Consider the following 21203-nt stretch of genomic DNA (forward strand, 5'->3'; position numbering starts at 1 on the left):
CAGGGCCTCGCCGACACCGTCACCTGGTACCGCGACAACCGCACCTGGTGGGAACCCCTCAAGACCACACCCACCGCATGACCCGGCTACTCGTCACCGGCGCCGGCGGGATGCTCGGCCGGGACCTGGTCACCGTGCTGCACACCCGGCCCGACCTCAAGGTGACCGCCGCCAGCCGGGCCGACCTGGACATCACCGATCCCGCCGCCATCCGCGAGGTCGTCGCCGAGCACGACATCGTGATCAACACGGCGGCGTGGACAAATGTCGACGGCGCCGAGACCAACGAGGCGGCGGCCACCGCCATCAACGGCAACGGCGTCGCGAATCTCGCGTCGGCGTGCGCCGCCAGCGGCGCGCGGCTGATCCAGGTCTCCACCGACTACGTCTTCTCCGGCGACGCGAACACCCCCTACCCGGAGGACGCCCCCACCGCACCGATCAACGCGTACGGCCGAGGCAAGCTGGTCGGCGAGCAGGCCGTCGCCCACCTGCTGCCCGACCACGGGTACGTGGTCCGCACCGCCTGGCTGTACGGCGCGCACGGGCCGAACTTCGTGGCCACCATGCTCCGGCTCGCCGCCCAGCGGGAACAGATCACCGTGGTCGACGACCAGCACGGCCAGCCCACCTGGTCCTACCCGCTCGCCGAGCGGCTCGTCGCACTCGCCGACGCCGCCCTGGAGGGCCGGGCCGCCCCCGGCATCTACCACAGCACCTGCACCGGACAGACGACCAAGTACGGGCTCGCCCGCGCCACGTTCGCCCTGGCCGGTCTCGACCCGGACCGGATCCGACCCACCACCAGCGACCGGTATCCTCTTCCTGCTCCCCGCCCGGCGTACAGTGTGCTGGCGCACAGCCGCTGGGCGGCCGCGGGCCTGCCGTCGATGCCGGACTGGCACACCACCCTGGCCGACGCGTTCGCCTCCCCCGCTCCGCCCGCTCCGTGGAAGGTCGCATGAAGCTCACCCTCGTCACCGGCTTGACCGGCCTGATACTGCTGGCCACGATCGTGGAGCTGCTGCGCCGCCGGCAACTCCGCGAGAAGTACGGCATGCTCTGGCTCGGCGTCCTGGTGATCGTCATCCCCCTGTCGCTCTTCCCCCGCCTGCTGGACAATGTCGCCGAACTGCTCGGCGTCGCCTCCGGCGTGAGCCTGGTGCTCTTCCTCGGCATCATCTTCCTGCTGCTGGTGTGCGTGCACCTCAGTTGGGAGGTCAGCGCCCTGGAAGAAGAGACCCGCACGTTGGCAGAAGACTTCGCCCTGCTCCGCACCGAGATCGAGGCGGACCGGGCGGCCCGAGACGAACTGGTGCGCACCGATGGTTAACGGCAAGCGGGTCCTGATCATCATCCCGGCGCTCAACGAGTCCGGCTCGATCGCCGACGTGGTCGGCGAGGTCCGCGGTGAGCTGCCCGGCGTCGACGTGATCGTCATCGACGACGGCTCCACCGACCGCACCGCGGCGGTCGCCGCCGCCGCCGGCGCCCTCGTCGCGAAACTGCCCTACAACCTCGGCGTCGGCGGCGCCATGCGGGTGGGCTACCGCTACGCGCGCGACCACGACTACGACGTCGCCATCCAGATCGACGCGGACGGCCAGCACGACCCCCGGTACGTGCCGAAGCTCGTCGACCTGCTCGACGAGACCGACCTGGTGATCGGTGCCCGGTTCGCCGGCGAGGGCGACTACAACGTCCGCGGCCCCCGCCGCTGGGCCATGGTCATGCTCTCCGGCGTGCTGTCCCGCGTCGCACGCACCAAGCTCACCGACACCACCTCCGGGTTCCGGGCCGCCAACCGTCGAGTGATCGACATGTTCGCCACCTGGTACCCGGTCGAATACCTGGGCGACACCGTGGAGACCCTCGTGCACACGGCCCGACGCGGCTACACCATCCGTCAGGTGCCGGTCGCCATGCGCAAGCGGATGGCGGGCACCCCCAGCCACTCCCCCGCCAAGGCCATGATCTACCTCGGCCGCGCGTTCGCCGTCCTCACGTTGGCGCTCATTCGCCGGTGATCCGCCGGCTCCTGAGTCTGGTCCCACCGGGCACCGTCGCTGTCGGCGCCGGGCTTGCCCTGCTCGGGCTCGCCTCCTACGTCCACCTGGCGGTCGCCGGGCACAGCCTCAGCGGGGCGGACTACAACTCCCTCTCCGTACTCTGGTCGATCGTCTTCACCCTCGGCATCGGCCTGTTCATGCCAGTCGAGCAGGAGATCGCCCGACTCGTCGCCGCCCGGCACAGCCAGGGCATTCCCCCCGGGCCGGTACTGGCCCGGGGGGCGGCCCTGGCCGCCGGCCTGCTCGCCGCCGCCGTCGCCCTGATCATCGGCTTCCGGGAGACACTCGCCGACCGGCTCTTCGCCGGCGACGGCGCCATGGTCACCGTCCTGATCGGCGCGCTGGCCGGGCTCGCCGTCGCGCACACCACCCGCGGCATCCTCTCCGGCCTGCAATTGTTCCCCTGGTACGGCGCCCAACTCGGCATCGACGGCGGCCTGCGGATCGCCATCGTCGCCGTGCTCGGCCTCAACGGCGTCAGCAACCCGGTCTGGTACGGCGCGGTGCTGGTCATCGCGCCCGTCGCCGGCGCCATCCTCACCGCGCCACCGGTCCTGCGGGCCATCGGCGGCGGCGCCCCCGTCGCCTGGGCGACCCTGCTGAGGGGCCTCGGCCTCCTCACCGCCTCCAGCCTGCTCGCCCAGGTCGTGGTCAACATCGGCGTGATCAACGTGAAGGTGTTGGACCCGTCCGACGTGGCGACCGCCGGGGCACTGCTCTCCGCGCTGGTGCTGGTGCGGATCCCGCTGTTCGTCTTCGCCTCGCTGCAGGCATCGCTGCTGCCCGGCCTCTCCACGTCGGCCAGCACCGGCGACCTCACCGGCTTCCACAGCCTGCTGCGCCGCGCCCTGGGGGTCGTCAGCGCGCTCGGCCTCACCGGCGCCGTCCTCGCCGTGCTCCTCGGCCCACGGCTGGTGCAGACCCTGTTCGACGCCCCGGGCGTCCTCGGCCACGCCGACTTCGCGTGGCTCGCCGTCGCCACCCTCGCCTACCTGTGGGCGATGGTGCTCGGCCAGGCGCTGCTCGCCCTCAACCGGCACCGGGCACAGGCACTCGCCTGGGCCATCGGCGTGGCCGCCCTCGTCGTCGCGACACTCGCCCCGGTCTCCACCGCGCTGCGAGTCGAGCTCGGCTACGCCATCGGCTCCGTCGTGGTCGCCGCCGTCATGGCCGTGCTGCTGCGCACCCGCGCCACTCGCCCGGCAGCGCCCACCCACGCCCCTGCCTTCGAGGCCGCCGCACCGGGAGTGACCGGCGGGGTCTGATCCGGGTCGCACCCCGCGCACCGTGGTCAGTCCGACCCGCGGCGCTCGGGGGTGGCCCGGCCACCGCAGGCGCTGGACGTGCTGCGGTGGGCGGCCCTGACAGCCGGCCGCCCACCCAATCCGACAGGTGTTACTTGCCGTCCGCCGGCTTGTCCTCCAGGTCCGCGGACGCCGCCGACGTCGTCGGCTTGTGCGACTCCGTGGTCGGCTGCGCCGGAGTGTCCGGGCCACCCGCCTCCGCCGGCTGCTCGGCGGCGGACACATCGCCGTCCAGCAACGCGGTCAGCGCCGCACCGGTGATCCGGCGGAACGTACGCCCCACCCGGTGACGGTCCAACACCGCCACCTCCAACTGGTTGGCGGCGATCGTCCGGGCCGCGCCGCCCTCACCACCAACCGTGCTCAACGCCTGCACCGCCACCCGGGCCGCCTCGCCGAGGGACATGTCCGCACGGTGCTGGGACTTCAACACACCGGTGATCGCCTCGGCCTGGCCACCCATGGCCATCCGCCCCGGCTCGTCGTTGACCGAGCCGTCGTACGTCAACCGGTACAACTCGTCATCGTCCGCGGTCGCCCCGACCTCCGCCACGCAGATCTCCACCTCGAACGGCTTCGACTGCTCGGTGAAGATCGCACCGAGCGTCTGCGCGAACGCGTTGGCCAGGCCCCGCCCGGTGACATCACGCCGGTCGTAGCTGAGCCCGTTCAGGTCGGCCATCCGCACACCGGCCCGACGCAGATTCTCGAACTCGTTGTACCGACCGACCGCGGCGAACCCGATCCGGTCGTAGATCTCGCTGACCTTGTGCAGGGCGCTGGAGAGGTTCTCCGCGACGAAGAGCACCCCGCCGGAATAGCTGAGGACCACCGCGCTGCGCCCCCGAGCGATGCCCTTGCGGGCCAACTCGGAGCGGTCGCGCATGATCTGTTCGGGCGAGGCGTAGAACTGCATGGCCACGGCGGCGGTTCTCCTTACGGCGCGGTGCTGACGACTGCTGACTGGTGGGGGTGGACGGGGCTCAACCGCCCGGGTTCTCCATCCGACCGGCGACCACGCCCTCGGCGATCGCCGCCGTCTCGGCGTCGGTCAACCGGCGGGTGCCCTCGGCGGTAGCGGTCATCACCACCGGATAGATCCGACGGGTCAGATCCGGTCCGCCGGTCGCGGTGTCGTCGTCGGCGGCGTCGTAGAGCGCCTCGACCGCGAGGCGGGTGGCGTCGTCGATCGACACTCCGGCGCGGAACCGCTTCTTCAGCGCCGACTTCGCGAACAGCGAACCGGAGCCGATCGCGTCGTAGCCGGTCTCCTCGTACGGACCGCCGGTCACGTCGAAGCTGAAGATCCGACCGGCCCGCGCCGGATCGGCGGCGGCCAGGTCGAAGCCGGCGAACAGCGGCACCACGGCCAGGCCCTGCATGGCCGCGCCCAGGTTGCCGCGGATCATCGACGCCAACCGGTTGGCCTTGCCGTCGAGCGAGAGCATCGCGCCCTCGATCTTCTCGTAGTGCTCCAGCTCCACCTGGAACAGTCGCATCAGCTCGATCCCGATGCCCGCCGTGCCGGCGATACCCACCAGGGAGTACGCGTCGGCCGGGTGCACCTTCTCGATGTCACGCTGGGCGATCAGGTTGCCCATGGTGGCCCGCCGGTCGCCGGCCATCACGACGCCACCGGCGGCCGAGATGGCCACGATGGTGGTCGCGTGCGGCGCCAGGTCCGCTGCCATGCCCGGCGGCAACGGCCGCCGGCCGGGCAGCATCTCGGGGGCCACCCGACTCAGGAACGTCGTGAAGGAGGACGTCCCCGCGTTGGTGAACACATCTGGTAGACGCCCGGATGGATCAAAGCCCGCTGCCACGTGGTTCCTCTCAGATACGTGATTGCCCTGGCCAGCCTCATGGGACTGTCACGGAACTGGCCAAGACCACCGTTGCAGTTGAAGCAGAGTATCCCGCGCACCCATCCGGTGCGATGATCGTGGTCCAGATGTTGCGGGTCCGCGCCGCCGCAGATCGCGCAGACCCCGCCCTGCTCGGCCAGGAGCTCCTGAAACTCCTTCTCCCCGACGCCGTACCGCTGCCGCAGGTGATACTCGCGGTTACCCCCGTACAGCCGCTGAGCGGTCTCCTTGCCACGGGCATTATGGCAGGGTTTGCAGTAGCTGTGCCGGCCGCTGGCCCTGGTCGTGGCGGCGGGGAAGTCCTCCAGCGGCTTGATCTCCTCGCAGTCCGGACACCACTTGAGACCCTCGCCGACCGGTGTGGGCGATCGTCGCTGCGGGGCGACGCCCCGCTTACGCCGGCTCGCCGCGGACCGGAGAGCGGCACAGGCTTTGCAGTAGAAGGCGAGACCGTCTACCCGGCGACGGTCTCGGTGGAAGTCCGTGCTGGGCAGCACCCTCTTGCACTGCGGGTACGCCTTGTCCGGGAAGCCCGGCAAAACGAACATATGCCTCTATTCACCTCCTTTTTGTACGTAGCCCCTCACGAACTCCTCTGCGTTTTCTTCGAGGACGGAGTCGATCTCGTCGAGGAGGTCGTCGACGTCCTCGGTGATCTCGGCGTGCCGCTCGGCCACCTCGGGGTTGGCCTCGGTGGTGACGTCCTCGATTTCCTCGCCCTGACGGGACTTGCCGGACTGCGACTGGCCGCCGCTGTCATGAGTGGCCATTGCTGCCTCCTCCACGATCGTCTGCGATGAACTTACCTCGCGCGGGCGACGAAAAGCCCGCCGCGCGCCGGCTTGCGGCACACGGCGGGCATTAGGGCGTGTGTCAAAGCCCCTGGCCGGCCTGCGGCGGGCCCAGACGACGACCGGCCGCGTTGGAGATTGGTCCGGATACAACACCGGTATCCGGACCAATCTCCGCCTTGCCGGACCGCCGCCTGGACTCCGCCTCGGCTCGACCGAGGACTTTGACACACGCCCTAGGACGTGCGTTCAGCCGCCGGTCAACGTCTCCAGCAGATCCTTCGCGCTGGCGCAGCGGTCGAACAACGCTCCGACGTGCGCCCGCGTGCCCCGCTCCGGCTCCATCATCGGCACCCGGACGAGCGACTCCCGGCCCACGTCGAAGATCACCGAGTCCCAGCTCGCGGCGACGACCTCGGACGCGTACTGGGCCAGGCAGCGGCCCCGGAAGTAGGCCCGGGTGTCCTCCGGCGGCTCGGTCATCGCGGTGCGCGTCTCGTCGTCGGTGAGCAGCGTCTTCATCGCCTTTCGGGTGACCAGGCGGTGGTAGAGGCCCTTCTCCGGTCGGACGTCGGAATACTGCAGGTCGACAAGTTGCAGCTTGTGCGAGCCCCAGCCGAGCTTCTCCCGCTCCCGGTAACCCTCGAGCAGCCGCAGCTTGGCCACCCAGTCCAGCTCGTCGGCGCAGAGCATCGGGTCCCGACCGAGCCGGTCCAGCACGCTCTCCCAGCGGTCGAGCACGTCGACGGTCTGCTCGTCGGCGTCGGTGCCGTAGCGGTCGTCGACAAAGGACCGGGCCCGTTCCAGGTACGCCCATTGCAGGTCCAGTGCGGTGAGCCGGCGACCGTCGCGCAGTCGCATGAGGTGTGCCAGGCCCGGATCGTGGCTGACCGCCCGCAACTCGCTGACCGGGTCGGCGATGCCGAGGTCGGCGCCGAGCGCCTTCTCCTCGATCATGTTGAGGATCAGCGCGGTGGTGCCGACCTTGAGGTAGGTGGAGATCTCGGAGAGGTTGGCGTCGCCGATGATGACGTGGAGGCGGCGGTATTTGTCGGCGTCGGCGTGCGGCTCGTCGCGGGTGTTGATGATGGGCCGCTTGAGGGTGGTCTCCAGGCCCACCTCGACCTCGAAGAAGTCGGCGCGCTGGGAGATCTGGAAGCCGCTCTGACCGCCGTCCTGGCCGATGCCGACCCGGCCCGCGCCGCAGACGATCTGGCGGGTGACGAAGAACGGCGTCAGGTACGCCACGATGTCGGCGAACGGGGTCTGCCGGCGCATCAGGTAGTTTTCGTGGGCGCCGTAGCTGGCGCCCTTGTTGTCGGTGTTGTTCTTGTAGAGGCGGATCGGCTGGCTGCCCGGGATGGTGGCGGCCCGGCGGGACGCCTCGGCCATCACCCGCTCACCGGCCTTGTCCCAGCGCACGATGTCGCGGGGGGTGGTGACCTCCGGGGTGGAGTATTCGGGGTGGGCGTGGTCGACGTAGAGACGCGCGCCGTTGGTGAGTATCACGTTGGCGAGGCCGAGGTCCTCGTCCGCGAGGGCCTCGGCGGGGTCGTAGGCTGCCCCGGAGTAGGTGAAACCGCGGGCGTCGCGCAGCGGCGACTCTTCCTCGTAATCCCAGCGGGCTCGACCACCCCGGTTGAGCTCGGGGCGTGCCCCGTAGGCGTTGACCACCTGTGATGAGGTGACCATCGGGTTGGCTCCGGCCTGTCCGGGCACGGAGATGCCGTACTCGACTTCGGTGCCCATGATCCGACGTACCGTCATGCGACCACTCGCTTCGCTCGCCCCTGGAGCCGGCGTACCCGCCGCTCACACCATCGAGACTAGTCTGCGCGGTGGCCTACCGCGCGGCCCTGCCGGTCGGCGCGGCGCGGCTACCGTGCCGTGGCGGGTCCGGGTGGCAGCACGCGCGGCCGGCGTACGGCGGGCGTTGATCCCGTGGATGTGCGTCGATGGCCTGCTGACAGCCCGGGTCGGCCACGACGAGCCACGGTGGGCCGCGGGGGTGGCGCGGCAGGGATCGCAGGCCTGGACGCGCTGGTGGGACGCACGCAGCGGCGGCACCGGATGAAGTCCGGTGCCGCCGCTGACGGTCAGAGGTACTGGCCGGTGTTGCTGGCGGTCTCGATGGACCGGCCGGCCTCGGCGCCCTTGCCGCCGGAGACGAGCGTGCGGATGTAGACGATCCGCTCGCCCTTCTTGCCGGAGATGCGCGCCCAGTCGTCGGGGTTTGTGGTGTTGGGGAGGTCCTCGTTCTCGCGGAACTCGTCGACGCAGGCGTCGAGCAGGTGCTGCAGGCGCAGCCCCTTACGGCCGGAGGTGAGGAACTCCTTGATGGCCATCTTCTTGCTCCGGTCGACGATGTTCTGGATCATCGCGCCGGAGTTGAAGTCCTTGAAGTAGAGGACTTCCTTGTCCCCGTTGGCGTAGGTGACCTCGAGGAAGCGGTTTTCCTCGGTCTCCGAGTACATCCGCAGCACCACGGCGTCGATCATGGCCGCGACGGTGGCCTGGGGGTCGGCCCCGTGCTCGGCCAGGTCGTCCGGGTGCAGGGGCAGCCCGGAGAGGATGTACTTGGAGAAGATGTCCTTTGCCGCTTCGGCGTCCGGTCGCTCGATCTTGATTTTCACGTCGAGACGACCGGGGCGCAGGATCGCCGGGTCGATCATGTCTTCCCGGTTGGAGGCGCCGATGACGATGACGTTCTCCAGCCCCTCCACGCCGTCGATCTCGCTGAGCAGCTGCGGGACGATGGTGTTCTCCACATCGGAGGAGACACCGGAGCCACGGGTCCGGAAGATCGAGTCCATCTCGTCGAAGAACACGATCACCGGCGTGCCCTCGCCGGCCTTCTCCCGTGCCCGCTGGAAGATCAGCCGGATGTGCCGCTCGGTCTCACCGACGTACTTGTTGAGCAGCTCGGGGCCCTTGATGTTGAGGAAGAAGCTTGTGTGCTTCTCCTTGCCCTGCCGTTCGGCGATCTTCTTGGCCAGCGAGTTGGCCACCGCCTTGGCGATGAGCGTCTTGCCACAGCCGGGCGGGCCGTAGAGCAGGATGCCCTTGGGCGGGCGGAGCTGGTGCTCACGGAACAGGTCCGCGTGCAGGAAGGGCAACTCCACCGCGTCGCGGATCTGTTCGATCTGCGACTGGAGGCCACCGATGTCGCCGTAGTCGACGTCGGGCACCTCCTCCAGGACCAGCTCCTCGACCTCACTCTTCGGGATCCGCTCGTACGCGTACGCCGAGCGGGGCTCGATCATGAGCGAGTCGCCGGCCCGGATCGCGGAGCCGATGAGGGTTTCGGCGAGGTGCACGATGCGCTCCTCGTCGGAGTGCGAGACCACCAGCGCCCGGTCACCCGGCCCGCCGTTGGGTCCCTCCAGGATCTCCTTGAGCATCACGACCTCGCCGACCCGCTCATAGCCGAACGCGTCGACGATGTTGAGCGCGTCGTTGAGCAGGACCTCCTGGCCACGGCGCAGGTCACCCACGTCCAGCGAGGGTGAGACCGCGACCCGTAGCTTGCGACCGCCGGTGAAGACGTCCACCGAGCCGTCCTCGTGCTTTGCCAGGAAGACGCCATAGCCACTCGGCGGTTGCGCGAGCCGGTCGATCTCCTCCTTGAGCGTCACGATCTGCGTGCGAGCCTCCTTGAGGGTGCTCACCAGCCGGTCGTTGTTCTCGGTCAGCCGCGCCAACTGTGCCTGGGTGGCCGCCAGCCGCTCTTCGAGCTGCCGGACGTGTCGGGGGCTTTCGGTCAACTTACGCCGCACCAGAGCGAGTTCCTCCTGAAGGAACGCGACCTGCGTGGAGAGATCGTGGGCTTCCTTCTCCCACCGTGCGGCGCGCGAGTCCGCGTCGTCGCTGCGTGCTGCCACGTCCCACCTCCCCGGGGGGCTTGAACGTTCTGCCCTAACACTAGCCGCTATGAGGCCGATTCGGTCCCACGCAACACCCTCGTCACCGAACCTTGATCGCCAAGGGTGGCCTGACGGGCGGTTACCGGCGTTCGGGTACCGTCGGAGTGTAGGACGGGAGAACATGGGGGGTGCGCCGGTGACCGAGGTCGCGACCGATCAGCTACAGGTCTGGGTGGACCAGGATCTGTGCACGGGTGATGGGCTCTGCGTGCAGTACGCACCGGAGGTTTTCGAGTTCGACATCGACGGTCTGGCGTACGTCAAGGGCGCCGACGGTGAGCTGCTGGCGGCGCCGGGCAGCCGCGTCGACGTGCCCGAGCACCTGCGGCTCGAGGTGATCGACTCCGCGAAGGAGTGCCCGGGCGACTGCATCCACGTGGTGCGCGGCGACGGCGTCGAGATCGCCGGTCCGGACGCCGAGGAAGACTGAGCCACCCGCGCCGGCCGGGCCACGTGGCCCGGCCGGATCCGGATGGGTCACGCCTCAGAGCATCGGACGGCCGACCACCGAGGCGACCAGTCGCGCGAATTCCTCCAACCGGGCGATCTGCCCGGCCCCGCCGTCGTCGAGGGTCTTGCCGAAGCGCAGCGCGTCGTGCCGTGGGGTGCCCACCATCTCCTCGCTCGGTGGCGCCTCGTCCAGTGAGGTGAGCAGCAGGTAGACGTCGATGCTGTCGACCCTGATCTCGCCGCTGTCGGCGCGGTTGAGCCGACGCCGGCAGCCGACCTCGGTGACGGTGGAGACCGGCACGACCCGCAACGACGAGGTCATCGAGCCCGGTGGGCCCTCCTCCGGCGGCACGTCCTCGCCGTGCCAGAGGATCAGCCGGCTGCCGTCGCAGACGACGACCTCCTGCCACACGCCGTTGACCTCGTTGACGAAGCGTTCCAGGGTGAAGCCGAGCACCGACGCGCCGCGCAGCACGCCGCCGAGCGCCTCCAGGGCGACGTCCGGGTCGCGCAGATAGGCCCGCGCCGCCGATTCCAGATCCTGGTAGGGCGACCAGTCGGGAAAGACCGCGGGGAGGTCACCGCCGCCGTAGCCCGGTCGGCTCATACCAGCGCCTCCCCCTGCTCGGCGATGCCGCCGGCCAGCTCGATGGTCACGGCCTGTCCATCTCCCCCGTACCGTCGGACTGCGCGTCCGCGGCCAGGGCGGCGGCCTGGCGGGCCGCCTCCGCCGCGCGCAGGTCCTGGCGGCGCTGCGCGTACGCCTCGGTGCCCTTGCTGGGCTTGCGGCGACGCGGCGGCGCGGTGACCCCGGGGGCCAGCTTGCGCGCGGACACCAGGAACGCGGTGTGCGCGATCATCCGGTGGTCCGGCCGGACGGCGAGGCCCTCGGCGTGCCAGTCGCGCACCAGGGACTCCCAGGCGCGCGGCTCGGTCCAGCCGCCGCGCTCGCGGAGCGCCTCCACCAGCTCGGACAGCTGCGGCGTGGTGGCGACGTAGCCGATGAACACTCCGCCGGGGACCAGCGCCCGCTCGACCATGTCGAGGGTTTCCCAGGGGGTCAGCATGTCCAGGATGATCCGGTCGAAGCCGGTCTCCTGGCACTGCGCGACGTCACCGACGTGCAGGTGCCACGACGGGTGCGGACCGTTGAAGAACGCCTCGACGTTGCGCTTGGCGATCTGGGCGAAGTCGTCGCGCAGCTCGAACGAGTGCAGCTCACCCTCGGTGCCGACGGCCCGCAGCAGGGAGCAGCTCAGCGCGCCGGAGCCGGCGCCGGCCTCGAGGACCTTCGCGCCGGGGAAGATGTCACCCATCGCGACGATCTGCGCCGAGTCCTTCGGGTAGATCACCTGCGCGCCGCGGGGCATGGACAGCACGTAGTCCGACAGGAGGGGCCGCAGCGCGAGGAACGCGGTGCCGCCACCGGCGGTGGTCACCACGCTGCCGTCGGGGAGCCCGATCAGCGTGTCGTGCGCCAGGATGCCGCGGTGGGTGTGGAACTCCTTGCCGGGCTCCAGCGTCACGGTGTGCATCCGCCCCTTGGGGTCGGTCAGCTGAACCCGGTCGCCGGGCCGGAACGGCCCACGGTGCACGGGTGTCAGCGCCGGGGTGGTGGGGTCGGCTCCGACGGTGGAGGGAGTTGCGGTCACGGTGTCATCTTCCGGTTGGGTTCGAGGAGCTGTGCAAGGTCCGCGATGTGCAGAATGCCGACGACATCTTCGCCTGACGTCACCACGTACTGCGCGCCCGGGTGGGTCTGTACGGCCTCCATCACCCGCTCGCCGTCCCACCCGACGGCCAGCGCGGGAAGTGTGCCCAGTGCTCGGGCGACGGCGTCCACGGCCAGCCATGGTCGGCGGTCGACGGGCACCGCGTCGGCGGCGGCCGGGTCGACGAGCGCCACCGGCCGTCCGGTGGAGTCGGTGACCAGCAGGGCCGAGGCGGGCTGCCCGCCTTCGGCGCGTCGACGCTGGGCCTCGGCCAGGGGTGTTCCGGTGGCCACCGGCCAGACCGGGCGGGCCAGCTCAGAGAGGTCGATCAGCGGGAACCGACGGCTGACCCGGGCGGCCCGGATCGCCTGCCCGGCGCCCCGCCAGAGGGTGACGGCGACCAGCAGCATCAGCGGCAACGCCAGCGGCGACAGGTAGTCGGCCACGGTGAGGAGCCCGACCAGGGCGGCGGTGCCGACCGCGACGATCCGGCCGGCCCAGCCGGCGACCTCGGTGCCGAGGTGCCGGTCGTGGGTCAGCCCCCACACGGCGGCGCGCAGCGCCCGGCCGCCGTCGAGCGGCAACCCGGGCAGACTGTTGAACAGCGCGACGATGACGTTGCTGACCGCGAGTTGGAAGGCGAGTTGGTGTGCCACCGTCCGCTCGGGCAGGGCGAGGGTGGCGGCGACCGCGAGGACGCCGAGCACCGCGGAGACCGCCGGGCCGGCCAGCGAGACCAGTAGGTCGACGCGGGGGGACGGGGCGTCGCGGTCCATCTCGGTGTAGCCGCCGAGCAGTTCCAGGGTGATTCCGCGCACACCGATGCCGTACCGGCGGGCGGTGAGGGCGTGGCCCAGCTCGTGCAGCAGCACCGAGCCGAGCAACGACACCACGAACCCGAAGCCGATCAGGTAGCCGCTGAGCTGCGGCAGGTTGAGCTGTCGGCGGGCGAATTCGGCGTACAGGACGGCGATGAGCACCGCGAACAGGACCATGGAGCCGTTGAGGTGCAGCGGCACCCCGAACACCCGGCCGACGTTCAGGCCGAGACGCCGGTCGGGTCGGCGCGGCGGCCGGGATGTCTGCTCCATCGCCACGATGCTACGGACCGTCGCCGTACGGGGCGGGCGGCGGTCGGTGTCACACCGGTGCCCTAACCTTTGCCGACATGACGGCGGAACCGGTCACCACCTCCCAGTCCTCCTCCCCGGCGCAGGCGCCGCCGACGGTGCGGGCCTCGCTGTCGCCGTCGCGGGCGGCGGATTTCAAGACCTGCCCGCTGCTCTACCGGTTCCGCAGCATCGACCGGCTGCCCGAGCGCACCACGATTGAGCAGGCCCGGGGCACGCTCGTGCACGCGGTGCTGGAGCGCCTGTTCGACCTGCCCGCGCCGGGCCGCACGCCGGCGGCGGCCGGCGACCTGGTGGCCCCCCAGTGGGACCGGCTGGTGACCGAGCAGCCGGAGTTGGCCGGGATCTTCGACGGCGCGGAGCCGGCCGGTCCGGTGGAGTTCCTGCGCTCGGCCGCGGGGCTGTTGGAGGGCTACTTCGCGGTGGAGGACCCGACCCGGCTGGAGCCGGCCGAGCGGGAGAGCCTGATCTCGGCGGTGGTCGACGACGAGTTGTTGATCCGGGGCTACCTCGACCGGCTCGACGTCGCCCCGGACGGCGCGCTGCGGGTGGTCGACTACAAGACCGGGGGCGCGCCACGGGAGGCGTTCGAGGCGCGGGCGCTGTTCCAGTTGAAGTTCTACGCCCTGGTGTTGTGGCGCACCCGGGGGGTGGTGCCCCGGGTGTTGCGGCTGCTCTACCTGCGCGACGCCGAGGTGTTGGACTACACGCCGGACGCCGATGAGCTGGTCCGCTTCGAGCGCACGGTGGTGGCGCTGTGGCGGGCGATCGAGCAGGCCACCGTTCGGCAGGATTTCCGGCCCCGGCCGAGCCGGCTGTGTGACTGGTGCAGTCACCAGGCGCTGTGCCCGAGCTTCGGCGGCACCCCGCCGCCGTTCCCGGTGGCGGCGGCGACCGCCGATCCGCTGCGCGACGCCCGGTCCGCGCCGGTGGTGCCCGGCGCCGACGAGTGACGACCCGCGGCGGGCCGCTCGCGCCCGCCGCGGTGTGTCCGGCCGGTCGCTGACCCCCGTTCGCGGGCTCCGTGGCCCCGCTGGGCGGACCCGACCGAAGCGGCGCCGCGGCGGTCGGGACACCGCGGCGGGGTGGCCTCTACCGTGGTCCGCGACGCACCGTCCGCCGTACGCGAGGATGAGCGGTGCGGGCACCACGTCGGCGGAACGGGAGACGAGATGACGGATCGGGTGGCCTCGGCGCGGCCGGTGCGGATCCTGCTCGCCGACGACCAACCGCTGCTGCGCACCGGCTTCCGGATGGTGCTGGGGGCCGAGGGCGACCTGGACGTGGTGGCCGAGGCCGGCGACGGCGTGGAGGCGGTGGAGCTGTCCCGGCGGCTGCTGCCCGACGTCGTGCTGATGGACATCCGGATGCCCCGGATGGACGGGGTGGCGGCGACCCGGGCCATCGTCGACTCCCGGCTGCCGGTGCGGGTGCTGGTGCTCACCACGTTCGACCTGGACGAGTACGTGGTGGGGGCGCTGCGCGCGGGCGCCAGCGGATTCCTGGCCAAGGACGTGCCCGCCGAGGAGTTGATCGCGGCGATCCGCACGGTGGCCGGCGGGGACGCGGTGGTCGCGCCGCGGATCCTGCGGCGGCTGCTGGACCGCTTCGCCGGCCTGCTGCCCGATCCGGCGGCGACGCCCGCGCCGGTGCTCGACACGCTCACCGACCGGGAACGCGAGGTGCTGGTGCAGGTGGCCCGGGGGTTGTCCAACGCCGAGATCGCGGCCGTGCTGTCGGTGAGCGAGACCACTGTGAAGACCCACGTCGGGCGCCTGCTGACGAAGCTGCGACTACGCGACCGGGTGCAGGCCGTGGTGCTGGCGTACGAGTCGGGTCTGATCCGCCCCAGGGCGTAGCCGGCGTCCGGCGACTACCCCACCCGGCGTACCCGGAAATCCCTCCGCGGGGGGACGGCGTGGTTGTCGTGGTCACCTACCGTGACTGGAGACGGCCCAACGCTGTTGACCCTCCTGTGGCGTCAGGGGGCAGTGTCGCTGTCGCCGGTCGTCTGTCGACCGGCCGTCGGGTCAGGGGCAACCCTGATCCGACATCGGGGGCCACCCGCAGCGGGAAATCCGCGCCGGGTCCCCCCAGGGGCGGACGGAACGGGCGTGAGCAGCGCCGATGATGAAACAGTCACGCCGGACCATCGGGGGGCGGCGTGGGAAGACAGACGGAAGAGGTAGATGACGTGACCGCGACGGTAGGCCAGCAGGCGCAGGCCGCGGCCCGGGCGAACGACGTGTGGAAGGTGTACGGCAGCGGCGAGGCTCAGGTCATCGCGCTACGGGGGGTCAGCGCCGAGTTCGAACGTGGCCGGTTCACCGCGATCATGGGGCCGTCGGGTTCGGGCAAGTCGACGCTGATGCACTGCCTGGCCGGCCTGGACTCGGTGACCCGGGGGACGGTGGCGATCGGTGAGACGACGGTCACCGGGCTGGGCGACGCGGGGCTGACGAAGCTGCGCCGCGACAAGGTGGGCTTCATCTTCCAGCAGTTCAACCTGCTGCCCACGCTGACCGCCAAGGAGAACATCCTGCTGCCGTTGTCGATCGCCGGTCGCAAGCCGGATCCGGCCTGGTACGACACGGTGATCACCACGGTCGGTCTGAAGGACCGGCTGGACCACCGGCCGGCGCAGCTCTCCGGTGGGCAGCAGCAGCGGGTGGCGTGCGCGCGTGCCCTGGTCTCCCGCCCCGAGGTGATCTTCGCGGACGAGCCGACCGGCAACCTGGACTCGCGCTCCGGCGCGGAGGTGCTCAACTTCCTGCGGAGCTCGGTTCGTGAGCACGGCCAGACGATCGTGATGGTCACCCACGACCCGACCGCCGCCGCGTACGCCGACCGGGTGGTGTTCCTCGCCGACGGGCAGATCGTCTCGGAGTTGATCGAGCCGACCGCCGACACGGTGCTGGACACCATGAAGAAACTGGACACTCCGGCCGAGGTGGGCAACTGATGTTCCGGGCGACACTGAAGAGTCTGCTGGCCCGCAAGGTCCGGCTGATCCTGTCCGGTCTGGCGGTGGTGCTCGGGGTGATGTTCGTCTCCGGCGCCTTCGTGTTGACCGACACGCTGGGCCGTTCGTTCGACTCCGTCTTCGCCGACGGCTTCTCCGAGATCGACGTGAACGTCGCGGCGAAACCGAAGGTGGAGCTCAGCGAGATGGAGGGCGAGCAGACAAACGCCCCGCTGCCCGTCGCCGTGGTGGAACGGGTCAAGCAGGTGCCGGGGGTGGCCTCGGCGACCGGCATCGTCAACGCCGACGGCGCCCGCGTGATCGGCAGCAACGGCAAGGTGATCACGTCGTTCGGCCCGCCCCAGTTGGGCGAGAACTGGATCGGCGAGAGCGAGCTGATGCGGTTGCGCGAGGGGCGCGCCCCGCAGGCCGAGGACGAGATCGTGGTCAACAAGTCGCTGGCCACGGCGGCGAAGGTGCAGGTCGGCCAGAAGGTCGGCGTGCTCACCGCGTTCGAGTCGAAGAAGCGCGACTTCACCCTGGTCGGCATCATGGGTTACAGCGGTGACCGGGACTCGATCGGCGGGGTGAACGAGGTCTTCTTCACCACGCCGGTGGCGCAGCGGCTGATGCTCGGCGAGCCGGACACGTTCAGCAGCATCACCGTGAGCGCCGCCGGCGGGGTCTCCGACGAGAGGCTTCGTGACGACGTGGCCCGCACCCTGGGTCCGGACTTCGAGGTGAAGACCGGCAAGCAGGTCGCCGCGGACGCGTCGGCCAGCCTGAAGGAGGGCCTGTCCTTCTTCAACAAGATCCTGCTCGGCTTCGCCGCGGTGGCGTTGCTTGTCGGCACGTTCCTGATCCTCAACACCTTCTCGATCATCGTCGCGCAGCGCACCCGGGAGTTGGCGTTGATGCGCGCCATCGGGGCCAGCGGGCGGCAGATCATCGGCTCGGTGGTGTTGGAGGCCATCGCGGTGGGGCTGATCGCCTCGGTGCTCGGCCTCGCCGCCGGCATCGGCGTGGGGGCGCTGCTGGCGTTCCTGTTCGGCAAGCTGGCCGGTGGCCTGACCCTGGCCGGGATCGGCGTGCCGGCGGCCGCGGTGATCGGCTCGTTCGCGGTCGGCCTGGTCATCACCGTGGTGGCGGCCCTGCTGCCGGCACTGCGGGCGGCGCGGATCCCGCCGATCGCGGCCATGCAGGACGTGGCCACCCCGGACCGCCCGTTGACCAAGATCACCGTGGCTGGTTCGGTGGTCACCGGCATCGGCGCGGTGCTGCTGTTCCTCGGGCTCAGCGGCAACGCCCGAGGCAGCACGCTGCCCACCATCCTGGGTGGGGTGCTGTTCGCCTTCATCGGTGTGGCGCTGCTGACCCCACTGATCAGCCGGCCGGTGGTGAACCTGCTCGGCGCGATCTTCTCCTGGTCGGTGCCGGGCAAGCTGGGCCGGCTCAACTCCGGGCGCAACCCGCGCCGCACGGCGATCACCGCCGCTGCGCTGATGGTCGGCATCGCGCTGGTCACCGGCGTCACGGTGATCCTCGACTCGGCCAAGGGCAGCATCAGCGCGCTCGCCCAGGACACCATCAAGGCCGAGCTGGTGATCTCCGGTCAGCAGGGCGGTCCGCGTCCGCCGAGCTTCGACCCCGGTGTGCTGGACAAGGCGAAGACCCTGCCCGGCGTGCAACTGGTCGACGGCGAGTACGGCGACATGGCGAAGCTCGACGGCGAGAGCACCTGGGTCGCGGCGAGCAGTGACATCACGTCGCTGCGGCAGATCTTCGGGGCGAAGGCCACCGCCGGTGACATCGACCGGCTCGGGCCGACCCAGATGCTGGCCAGCTCGGACACGGCCACCTCGCGTGGCTGGTCGGTGGGCTCGACGGTCAAGGTGCAGCTCACCCGGGGTGAGGTGCGGACGTACACCGTCAGCGGCATCTACGAGTCGTCCCAGCTGACCAACCCGGTGACGCTGCCGCTGCAGGCCGCGAAGGACTTCACCATCCCGCAGCCCATCCAGGGCTTCATCCAGCTCGCCCCCGGCACCCGGGTCGCCGACGTGCAGCCCCAGGTGGAGACGCTGCTGGCGGACAGCCCCGAGGTGTCGGTGGCCGACCGGGACGCGTTCATCAAGCAGCAGACCGGTCAGCTCGACGGGCTGCTCACGATGATCCAGATCCTGCTGGCCCTGGCCATCGTGATCGCCGTGCTAGGCATCATCAACACCCTGGCGCTGTCGGTGCTGGAGCGGACCCGGGAGTTGGGTCTGCTGCGGGCCATCGGCCTGCGCCGGGGCCAGACGATGGGCATGATCACCGTGGAGGCGGTGGTGATCTCCGTGTTCGGCGCGCTGCTGGGCGTGGCGGTCGGCACCGGCCTCGGCGCCGCGGTGGTCGAGGCGCTCAAGGACGAGGGCATCACCGACCTGATCCTGCCCTGGGGGCAGATGGGTGTCTTCCTCGGTCTCGCCGCCATCATCGGCGTGGTGGCCGCGGTGCTGCCGGCCGTCCGGGCGGCCCGGATCAACGTCCTGGGCGCGATCGCTCACGACTGAGCAGGAACGGAAAAGGGGGCCTCGGCGGACGCCGGGGCCCCCTTTCTCGCTACGCCGCGGCCCGGTCGGCCAGCAGCGCCGCGAGCAGCTCCAGGTCCACGCCGGTCAGGCTCTGCACCTGGTGTACGCCGGCAGTGCGCGCGAGCGCCACCTCCGCCGGTACGGCCAGCACCGCCGCGCCGGAGGCGAGCGCGCTGGCCACCCCGGTCGGCGAGTCCTCGATCGCCACGCACCGCTCGATCGGCACACCCAGCAGCCGGGCGGCGGTCAGATAGGGCTCCGGGTGCGGTTTGGCCGCCACCACCTCGTCGCCGGCGACCACCGTGTCGAAGTTGTCCCGGCCCAGGGTGTCCAGGGCGACCTCGACGACCGCCCGAGGGCTGGAGGTGACGAGCGCGGTGGGGATCTGCGCCGCGCGGACGGCACGCAGCAGCTCGAACGCGCCGGGCTGCCAGGGCAGGCCGCCGCGGAACAATTCCAGGATCCGGGCGTTGATCCACGCCGCGCTGATCTCCGGATCCCGTTCGGGCTGCCCCAGGTCGTCGTGCAGGATGCGCATCGACTCGGCCATGGCGGTGCCGATGATCGACCGGCGGGCGTCCTCGGACAACTCCCCGCCGTACTTTCGGGCGAGGTCCTCCAACGCGACGTCCCACAGCTTCTCGCTGTCGACAAGCGTGCCGTCCATGTCGAAGAGCACGGCGGCGGGGTGGTGGCTGCTCAGTGGATCCTCCAGGGTCGTGGTCGACACCGGCGATCCTGCCAGGCCGCAACGCCGCAGGTGGCCGCGATCGGCGCCGACGTGATCCGGGCAACCCGCTCAGCCCAGGTCGCAGGCCGCCAGGGAGCGCTCGTAGCCCCGGAAGAACGAGTCGGTCCGCTGCTCGGCGGTGCCGTGCGAGCCCTCCGCGAACCACGGCTGGTCCGGGTCGTCGCCGACGGCCGCCAATCCCTCGCGGAACTCGTCGAGGTCGCCTTCGGCCAGGGTCAGGGTCTTGGCGCGCACCGAGTCGCCGAGGTACGCGCCGGCCATGCAGTCGGCCTGCAACTCCTGCTGGATGGTGAAGCTGTAGTTGATGCCGAGCCGCACCTGGACGCCGTGGGCGTACTCGTGCCCGAGCAGGTAGAACACGAACGCGTCGCCGACCTGGCGGAACGCGGCCACCGACCAGGCGACGTCGTACGCGATGAAGTCGCCCTGCGAGCAGTAGACGGCGTTGTTGCGGGGCAGTGGCTCGCCCCCGCAGGTCACCTCGCCCGCCCGCTGATACGGGGTGATCCGTCGGATCGGTTGGAACCGCTGCCCGGACTCCTTGAACTGGGCCGCCCAGTACCGCTCCGCGATCTGTTGCGCGTCGGCGACGTCCTGCTTGAACTCGGCCACGCTCGTGGTGCTGTCGGCCCGGGTGGTGCTCGGCGCCGGAGCCGCCGACGACCCCTTCGGCGCGGGGCGCTCACCCTCCGGCTCGGCCAGCCCTCCGCCGGCGCAGGCGAGCGACAGCAGGGCGGCGATCAGCAGGGCCGCCAGCGGGCCCTGGGCGTCGCGTCCGGACCGTGTGCCCACTGTGCCTCCCCAGACATCCGTGCTCGCGCTGCGCAGTACCCCGACGATACGACCGCCACGCCCACGCACCGGATTCACGTGCGCCGGCTGCGGATGGTTCACGGTGCCGTACGACCAGAATGAGAGTGGGGCAGGTGTGGCCGTCCGGCGAGGAGGGCTGTGATGCACGAGCTGGGCAGCCGCCTTCGCCCTCAGCCGGCCCCGCCACCCGTCGTGTGGCGTTCGTTGCGCGACCCGTACGAGGTGGGTAGCCGGCCCTGGCTTGAGCTCCGTGACGACGAGGCGCCGCCCCGGGTGCTGGCCGGCCACGCGCCCGTACTGCTGATCTGGTCGTCGCTGTGGCCGCACCGGCCGCTGGACCGGATCCGTTCCGACCTGGCCGCCCACCCACCCGGCCCGGAGTGCGCGCTGGGGTGGACGCTCACCACCGACGGGAAGGTGCCCAGTGACAGCACTCTCGGGTACCTGCGGCACCGGCTCAACTACCTGATCAATGACCGGCTCCGCCGTTCCTACGGTCAGTGAACCGTCAGCCGCCGGCCTCGCGGCCGCGCTGCCAGGTGTCGCCCTGGTCGCCGTGTCGCTCGGCCTCGTAGCGCTGCTGCCGGCCGTGGGCGTCCTGACCGGCTAAGCGTGCGTCGCTTCCGACCTCGCCCGTCCGTCGCCCCCGCCGAACCACCGCCCCGAACGCGACAACAGCCACTGCCGCGAACCCTCCAACCACGACCCAGACCACCGTCATAACCGCCAACCTACCCCCACCCCACCACCCCCGTTGATCATGGAGTTATTGCCCTCGTTGTCGGCTTGGGGTCAAGGGTTGAGTGCAATCGTTAGGGCGCGATGAGTTCCGCGAGGCGTTGGGTTGGGGTGGCCCA

Annotated in this window: 22 protein-coding genes; 10 read left to right on the top strand and 12 right to left on the bottom strand. The window is 70.8% G+C overall.

Features of this window, described 5'->3' with window-relative positions; all coding sequences use genetic code 11:
- Positions 1 to 77: 77 nt before the first annotated feature.
- From rfbD to ACLQ29_RS34890, 4 genes are read left to right on the top strand one after another with little or no spacing between them, the layout of a single operon-like run.
- Positions 78 to 965, top strand: a complete 888-nt coding sequence (gene rfbD / locus ACLQ29_RS34875; RefSeq protein WP_425775623.1) for a dTDP-4-dehydrorhamnose reductase — start codon at positions 78 to 80, stop codon at positions 963 to 965.
- Complete coding sequence (locus tag ACLQ29_RS34880; protein WP_425756482.1) at positions 962 to 1333, top strand: DUF2304 domain-containing protein; 372 nt, start codon at positions 962 to 964, stop codon at positions 1331 to 1333. The genes rfbD and ACLQ29_RS34880 overlap by 4 nt, the downstream gene beginning before the upstream one ends.
- Positions 1326 to 2027: a glycosyltransferase family 2 protein gene (locus tag ACLQ29_RS34885; protein ID WP_393317807.1), complete on the top strand. Its 702-nt coding sequence runs from the start codon at positions 1326 to 1328 to the stop codon at positions 2025 to 2027. The genes ACLQ29_RS34880 and ACLQ29_RS34885 overlap by 8 nt, the downstream gene beginning before the upstream one ends.
- Positions 2024 to 3334 (top strand): polysaccharide biosynthesis protein, encoded by a 1311-nt coding sequence (locus ACLQ29_RS34890; protein ID WP_425775624.1) that lies wholly within the window; start codon positions 2024 to 2026, stop codon positions 3332 to 3334. Before ACLQ29_RS34885 ends, ACLQ29_RS34890 begins: the two co-directional genes overlap by 4 nt.
- Before the next feature lie 130 nt (positions 3335 to 3464).
- On the opposite strand, the gene prcA is transcribed toward ACLQ29_RS34890, so the two are convergent.
- From prcA to arc, 6 genes are all read right to left on the bottom strand, one after another.
- Entirely contained in the window at positions 3465 to 4295 is an 831-nt protein-coding gene (gene prcA / locus ACLQ29_RS34895; protein WP_425775625.1) for a proteasome subunit alpha, read from the bottom strand.
- 61 nt (positions 4296 to 4356) lie between these two features.
- The gene (prcB, locus tag ACLQ29_RS34900; protein ID WP_393373564.1) at positions 4357 to 5196 is read right to left on the bottom strand and encodes a proteasome subunit beta; all 840 of its coding nucleotides are present in this window, start codon (positions 5194 to 5196) and stop codon (positions 4357 to 4359) included.
- The gene (locus ACLQ29_RS34905) at positions 5115 to 5786 is read right to left on the bottom strand and encodes an endonuclease VII domain-containing protein (RefSeq protein WP_425775626.1); all 672 of its coding nucleotides are present in this window, start codon (positions 5784 to 5786) and stop codon (positions 5115 to 5117) included. Before ACLQ29_RS34905 ends, prcB begins: the two co-directional genes overlap by 82 nt.
- Positions 5787 to 5792: 6 nt before the next feature.
- The gene (locus ACLQ29_RS34910) at positions 5793 to 6008 is read right to left on the bottom strand and encodes a ubiquitin-like protein Pup (RefSeq protein WP_088948111.1); all 216 of its coding nucleotides are present in this window, start codon (positions 6006 to 6008) and stop codon (positions 5793 to 5795) included.
- A gap of 270 nt (positions 6009 to 6278) precedes the next feature.
- Positions 6279 to 7796, bottom strand: coding sequence for a depupylase/deamidase Dop (dop, locus tag ACLQ29_RS34915; protein ID WP_425775627.1), 1518 nt, complete (start codon positions 7794 to 7796; stop codon positions 6279 to 6281).
- A 329-nt stretch (positions 7797 to 8125) separates the two neighbouring features.
- Positions 8126 to 9910, bottom strand: coding sequence for a proteasome ATPase (gene arc / locus ACLQ29_RS34920; protein ID WP_091408629.1), 1785 nt, complete (start codon positions 9908 to 9910; stop codon positions 8126 to 8128).
- Between the two features lie 178 nt (positions 9911 to 10088).
- Here arc and ACLQ29_RS34925 point away from each other — a divergent pair, with 178 nt between their 5' ends.
- Positions 10089 to 10382, top strand: coding sequence for a ferredoxin (locus ACLQ29_RS34925; protein ID WP_425775628.1), 294 nt, complete (start codon positions 10089 to 10091; stop codon positions 10380 to 10382).
- A gap of 54 nt (positions 10383 to 10436) precedes the next feature.
- On the opposite strand, the gene ACLQ29_RS34930 is transcribed toward ACLQ29_RS34925, so the two are convergent.
- The 3 genes from ACLQ29_RS34930 to ACLQ29_RS34940 are packed head-to-tail and all read right to left on the bottom strand — an operon-like array spanning position 10437 to position 13205.
- Positions 10437 to 11009, bottom strand: coding sequence for a hypothetical protein (locus ACLQ29_RS34930; RefSeq protein WP_355029057.1), 573 nt, complete (start codon positions 11007 to 11009; stop codon positions 10437 to 10439).
- Between the two features lie 46 nt (positions 11010 to 11055).
- Entirely contained in the window at positions 11056 to 12054 is a 999-nt protein-coding gene (locus ACLQ29_RS34935; protein ID WP_393373554.1) for a tRNA (adenine-N1)-methyltransferase, read from the bottom strand.
- Positions 12051 to 13205, bottom strand: a complete 1155-nt coding sequence (locus ACLQ29_RS34940) for a M50 family metallopeptidase (RefSeq protein ID WP_425775629.1) — start codon at positions 13203 to 13205, stop codon at positions 12051 to 12053. The genes ACLQ29_RS34935 and ACLQ29_RS34940 overlap by 4 nt, the downstream gene beginning before the upstream one ends.
- Positions 13206 to 13282: 77 nt before the next feature.
- Here ACLQ29_RS34940 and ACLQ29_RS34945 point away from each other — a divergent pair, with 77 nt between their 5' ends.
- The 4 genes from ACLQ29_RS34945 to ACLQ29_RS34960 all read left to right on the top strand — a co-directional run bounded on the left by ACLQ29_RS34945 (position 13283) and on the right by ACLQ29_RS34960 (position 18761).
- Positions 13283 to 14197: a RecB family exonuclease gene (locus tag ACLQ29_RS34945; protein WP_425775630.1), complete on the top strand. Its 915-nt coding sequence runs from the start codon at positions 13283 to 13285 to the stop codon at positions 14195 to 14197.
- 219 nt (positions 14198 to 14416) lie between these two features.
- Complete coding sequence (locus tag ACLQ29_RS34950; RefSeq protein WP_425775631.1) at positions 14417 to 15103, top strand: response regulator; 687 nt, start codon at positions 14417 to 14419, stop codon at positions 15101 to 15103.
- 335 nt (positions 15104 to 15438) lie between these two features.
- Complete coding sequence (locus tag ACLQ29_RS34955; protein ID WP_425775632.1) at positions 15439 to 16206, top strand: ABC transporter ATP-binding protein; 768 nt, start codon at positions 15439 to 15441, stop codon at positions 16204 to 16206.
- Positions 16206 to 18761: an ABC transporter permease gene (locus ACLQ29_RS34960; RefSeq protein ID WP_425775633.1), complete on the top strand. Its 2556-nt coding sequence runs from the start codon at positions 16206 to 16208 to the stop codon at positions 18759 to 18761. Before ACLQ29_RS34955 ends, ACLQ29_RS34960 begins: the two co-directional genes overlap by 1 nt.
- Before the next feature lie 49 nt (positions 18762 to 18810).
- Here the strand turns inward: ACLQ29_RS34960 and ACLQ29_RS34965 are convergent, their stop codons facing one another.
- Both ACLQ29_RS34965 and ACLQ29_RS34970 read right to left on the bottom strand, forming a co-directional pair.
- Positions 18811 to 19461, bottom strand: a complete 651-nt coding sequence (locus ACLQ29_RS34965) for an HAD family hydrolase (protein ID WP_425775637.1) — start codon at positions 19459 to 19461, stop codon at positions 18811 to 18813.
- 120 nt (positions 19462 to 19581) lie between these two features.
- Complete coding sequence (locus tag ACLQ29_RS34970; RefSeq protein ID WP_425775634.1) at positions 19582 to 20325, bottom strand: neutral zinc metallopeptidase; 744 nt, start codon at positions 20323 to 20325, stop codon at positions 19582 to 19584.
- Positions 20326 to 20487: 162 nt separating this feature from the next.
- On the opposite strand from ACLQ29_RS34970, the gene ACLQ29_RS34975 reads away from it, so the two are divergent.
- A complete protein-coding gene (locus ACLQ29_RS34975) occupies positions 20488 to 20850 on the top strand; it encodes a hypothetical protein (protein ID WP_425775635.1) in 363 nt (120 codons plus the stop codon).
- 4 nt (positions 20851 to 20854) lie between these two features.
- Here ACLQ29_RS34975 and ACLQ29_RS34980 read toward each other — a convergent pair whose 3' ends face one another.
- On the bottom strand, positions 20855 to 21067 hold the full coding sequence (locus ACLQ29_RS34980) for a hypothetical protein (protein ID WP_425775636.1): 213 nt from the start codon (positions 21065 to 21067) through the stop codon (positions 20855 to 20857).
- Positions 21068 to 21203 lie beyond the last annotated feature (136 nt).

Source organism: Micromonospora sp. DT228 (assembly GCF_049841595.1).
Lineage (GTDB): Bacteria > Actinomycetota > Actinomycetes > Mycobacteriales > Micromonosporaceae > Micromonospora.

Excerpts from the sequence above, each read along its gene's own strand:
- rfbD (WP_425775623.1), top strand. The coding sequence starts at position 78 with ATGACCCGGCTACTCGTCACCGGCGCCGGCGGGATGCTCGGCCGGGAC.
- ACLQ29_RS34880 (WP_425756482.1), top strand. The coding sequence starts at position 962 with ATGAAGCTCACCCTCGTCACCGGCTTGACCGGCCTGATACTGCTGGCC.
- ACLQ29_RS34885 (WP_393317807.1), top strand. The coding sequence starts at position 1,326 with ATGGTTAACGGCAAGCGGGTCCTGATCATCATCCCGGCGCTCAACGAG.
- ACLQ29_RS34905 (WP_425775626.1), bottom strand. The coding sequence starts at position 5,786 with ATGTTCGTTTTGCCGGGCTTCCCGGACAAGGCGTACCCGCAGTGCAAG.
- ACLQ29_RS34910 (WP_088948111.1), bottom strand. The coding sequence starts at position 6,008 with ATGGCCACTCATGACAGCGGCGGCCAGTCGCAGTCCGGCAAGTCCCGT.
- dop (WP_425775627.1), bottom strand. The coding sequence starts at position 7,796 with ATGACGGTACGTCGGATCATGGGCACCGAAGTCGAGTACGGCATCTCC.
- ACLQ29_RS34930 (WP_355029057.1), bottom strand. The coding sequence starts at position 11,009 with ATGAGCCGACCGGGCTACGGCGGCGGTGACCTCCCCGCGGTCTTTCCC.
- ACLQ29_RS34940 (WP_425775629.1), bottom strand. The coding sequence starts at position 13,205 with ATGGAGCAGACATCCCGGCCGCCGCGCCGACCCGACCGGCGTCTCGGC.
- ACLQ29_RS34945 (WP_425775630.1), top strand. The coding sequence starts at position 13,283 with ATGACGGCGGAACCGGTCACCACCTCCCAGTCCTCCTCCCCGGCGCAG.
- ACLQ29_RS34950 (WP_425775631.1), top strand. The coding sequence starts at position 14,417 with ATGACGGATCGGGTGGCCTCGGCGCGGCCGGTGCGGATCCTGCTCGCC.
- ACLQ29_RS34960 (WP_425775633.1), top strand. The coding sequence starts at position 16,206 with ATGTTCCGGGCGACACTGAAGAGTCTGCTGGCCCGCAAGGTCCGGCTG.
- ACLQ29_RS34975 (WP_425775635.1), top strand. The coding sequence starts at position 20,488 with ATGCACGAGCTGGGCAGCCGCCTTCGCCCTCAGCCGGCCCCGCCACCC.
- ACLQ29_RS34980 (WP_425775636.1), bottom strand. The coding sequence starts at position 21,067 with ATGACGGTGGTCTGGGTCGTGGTTGGAGGGTTCGCGGCAGTGGCTGTT.